This window comes from Streptomyces sp. NPDC004647 (assembly GCF_040609575.1).
Lineage (GTDB): Bacteria > Actinomycetota > Actinomycetes > Streptomycetales > Streptomycetaceae > Streptomyces.
Window position 1 is genome coordinate 1 of sequence record NZ_JBEXKU010000188.1, and the last position, 2,648, is coordinate 2,648.

Here is a 2,648-nt window from a genome sequence, read left to right on the forward strand (position 1 = left end):
GGAACAACTCCCACAACTCGTCCGGCACCAGCCGCTCAACGATCCCCACCACGACCGACAGCCTACCGAACCATCCAAATGAGATGACGTCTTAGCGTGGGAGGTAAAGGAGCCATCTCACGGGAGGCGTCATCGAGCCTCAGGCTCCCCCTGCCAGGCGCTCAAGAGAACCACAACGTCCTGGTGGAGGGCGGTTTCCTGTTCAAGAGAGCTGAAGATGGCAGGGGAGTCGGTGGCATGCCAGTTCACTGCCGTGATGGGGGCGCAGCGCCACCCTTCCTGTGGGGGGTCGCTGAACCGCCCGAGGACGCAGTCCTCATCGAGACGCCAGAGCGCCTTGATGCAGGAGGTCCAGCCGTCCGGCTCATAGTGCAGCCAGTCGTCGAGCCACTCGCGCTTGTGTGCATGCAGGTAGTTGGCGCATACCCGGACGAACAGCTCGTGGCGGACGACCGGATGTGGGTAGAGCCCCTCGGCGTAGAGGCCGAGTGCCTTTCTGCGCGTGTCGTACATGCCGAGGAACATGGGGATGGCGAAGCCGATCCACTCGAAGGCGCTGGTGAAGTGCTGGGTCGCCTCCATCTCTTCCAGCCTCGCCATGAGCGCGACGAGAAACAGAATGCTGCCGTTGGCATCGGCATCTATCTCCAGACCGCGCCGGAGCTCTCGGAGAGACAGCGCCGGGCGGGGTGTGGGTCCTCTCTCCCGAAATGTGTGCTCCGCATCCAGGTGTCCTCGCGTGACATGGGCGACCTCGTGCATGACGGCATAGCACATGGCCGCCCAGGTGACGTCTCGCAGTGCGAGATTTAGGTCAGCGTCGGTGCTGGGCGTCATCCCGGCAGCCAGATGACCGAGCAGCTCCCAGTGCTCGTCGTCGTCAACGAACTCGCCGAAGATCGGGAGGAGACGGTTCGGCAGTTCCCAGTCCGTCTCCGGTCTGTCATCGCGGATCGAAGCGGGGAAGCTGATCGTGGTATCGCGGGGCGGAAATGTCAGCAGCAGTGTGGCAAGCAGCCGAGGCCGCACGATGGCGCCGACGGGGAGCAGGAGCACCACGGAGCCGTCATCGAGTCGCCGCGTGCGTAGGGCCAGCGATGGGGACCGGGTCAGCACTACGGATAGCGGCCCACGCGGGGCCCCGGATCCGCGCTGTGCTTCGCGGCACACGGCGTCGATGAACCGCTGGATGCTCCGCACCCACTTCCCGATCAGGTCGATCTCGGGCGCGGGCAGTGCGTCGTGCAGGTCCGCGGGACCGGTGATCCGCCCTCCAGCGATGGTGACGGCGGTTTCAAGATCCATCCAGGCCGTCCGCCGTGCCTGCCCCCTCGCCCACGGTTGCGGGCCCACAGAGGTCGTCGAGGCCGTAGTGGACCAGCCGCGCGGCCAGTACGGCTACTGGCACCGGGAGACCCTGAAAGCCCACGATCAGGGCGTCGGCCACGGCTGCGAAGAGCAGGTTGCGCTTCTCCGCTTCGGCGCTGCGGAGCACGGCACGGAGAGCCGGTCCGCAGACGGCGGAGCGTATGCGGCCGAGGTTGGCGGTCAGCCAGCGGCGGGCGACCGCCTGCCTCTCGATGTCGCTGTAGTCCCTCTTGCCGAACTCCTCCGCCGTCAACGCCTCGCCCAGCATGACGTCGAGTTGCCGTTCCGGCAGGTCGAGCAGGGCGAGATCACTTTGCGTCACCATCGGGACCTCTTCTCACCTGGTACTCGGCACCATTGTCTTCCGGTCCGATGAGCGCCGCACCCCATCGGACCGAGCCGCCTTGTCGCTCCCCGCGCCCCTTGCGTCACGTTGCGTGAGCGGTGATCGACCGGTCCGTGTCCTGTCAGCTGTTGCCTTCCTGCCTGTCCCGCCCCCGGCAAGTGAAGCGGCAGGGTGAGCGGTTTCGGGTCGCCGTCTGATATGGCCTCAGAGCTGTGGTGGTGTCGCCGAGTTCGGTGACCCATAAATCCAGCCGACGCGGCGCAGCACGGGCACTGGCCGACGTCGGGCCGCACGCCATCGACCCGCAGTCCGCCCAGCGACTCTGGGAGGTGAGCGAGGAGCTGATCAAGGCGTGAGCCCCACTCGATATGGAAGGACCGGTGGGCCGTCTACCTGGCAAGACGGCGGTAGCAGATCAGAGCGGCGGCAATGCCGGCGAAGGCTAGGAAGTGTGCGGCCTTGCGCTCGTAACGGCGGTGCAAGCGGCGGCACCCGGCCAGCCACGCCACCGTGCGCTCTACGGTCCACCGGTGAAGGCCCAACCGGTGGGAGGACTCGATGCCCTTTTGGGCGATGCGCGCGGTGATGTTCCGCGAACGCAGCCACCGTCGCAGATGGTCGTAGTCATACCCCTTGTCGGCATGCAGCTTGGCGGGCAAACGCCGACGCGGCCCGCGGCGCGAGCGGATGGGCGGGATACCGCACACGAGAGGTTCCAGCCCCTGGCTGTCATGGGTATTCGCGGCGGATATCCCGATGGAGATGGGCAGACCCGTCCGCTCAGTGATCAAGTGGATCTTTGATCCCTTCTTTCCGCGATCTACGGGATTCGGACCTGTCAGGTCCGAATCCTGTCGACCGGGGCAAGTACGGGTCGAAGATCCACTTGATCACCGAGCGGACCGGTCTGCCCCTGTCCGTCGGAATCTCGGGG

Annotated in this window: 3 protein-coding genes and 2 pseudogenes; 2 read left to right on the plus strand and 3 right to left on the minus strand. The window is 66.1% G+C overall.

The window, feature by feature from the left end; genetic code table 11:
- Positions 1–129: 129 nt before the first annotated feature.
- Together ABZW18_RS34505 and ABZW18_RS34510 are read right to left on the minus strand one after the other, a co-directional pair.
- Positions 130–1,305 carry a hypothetical protein gene (locus tag ABZW18_RS34505; RefSeq protein WP_356195413.1) on the minus strand — a complete coding sequence of 392 codons (1,176 nt, stop codon included), beginning with the start codon at positions 1,303–1,305 and terminating at the stop codon, positions 130–132.
- A complete protein-coding gene (locus ABZW18_RS34510) occupies positions 1,295–1,693 on the minus strand; it encodes a hypothetical protein (RefSeq protein ID WP_356195416.1) in 399 nt (132 codons plus the stop codon). Before ABZW18_RS34510 ends, ABZW18_RS34505 begins: the two co-directional genes overlap by 11 nt.
- A 254-nt stretch (positions 1,694–1,947) precedes the next feature.
- Between ABZW18_RS34510 and ABZW18_RS34515 the strand changes: the two genes are divergently transcribed.
- Entirely contained in the window at positions 1,948–2,070 is a 123-nt protein-coding gene (locus tag ABZW18_RS34515) for a hypothetical protein (protein WP_356195419.1), read from the plus strand.
- Between the two features lie 33 nt (positions 2,071–2,103).
- Here ABZW18_RS34515 and ABZW18_RS34520 read toward each other — a convergent pair.
- Positions 2,104–2,556: pseudogene (locus ABZW18_RS34520) on the minus strand (IS5 family transposase); the annotation flags it as partial.
- On the opposite strand from ABZW18_RS34520, the pseudogene ABZW18_RS34525 reads away from it, so the two are divergent.
- Positions 2,550–2,648 (plus strand): annotated as a pseudogene (locus ABZW18_RS34525) (IS5/IS1182 family transposase); the annotation flags it as partial. The pseudogenes ABZW18_RS34520 and ABZW18_RS34525 overlap by 7 nt on opposite strands.

Bases quoted from the DNA above. Each gene is read 5' to 3' on its own strand.
- ABZW18_RS34510 (WP_356195416.1), bottom strand. From the start codon at position 1,693: ATGGTGACGCAAAGTGATCTCGCCCTGCTCGACCTGCCGGAACGGCAA.
- ABZW18_RS34505 (WP_356195413.1), bottom strand. From the start codon at position 1,305: ATGGATCTTGAAACCGCCGTCACCATCGCTGGAGGGCGGATCACCGGT.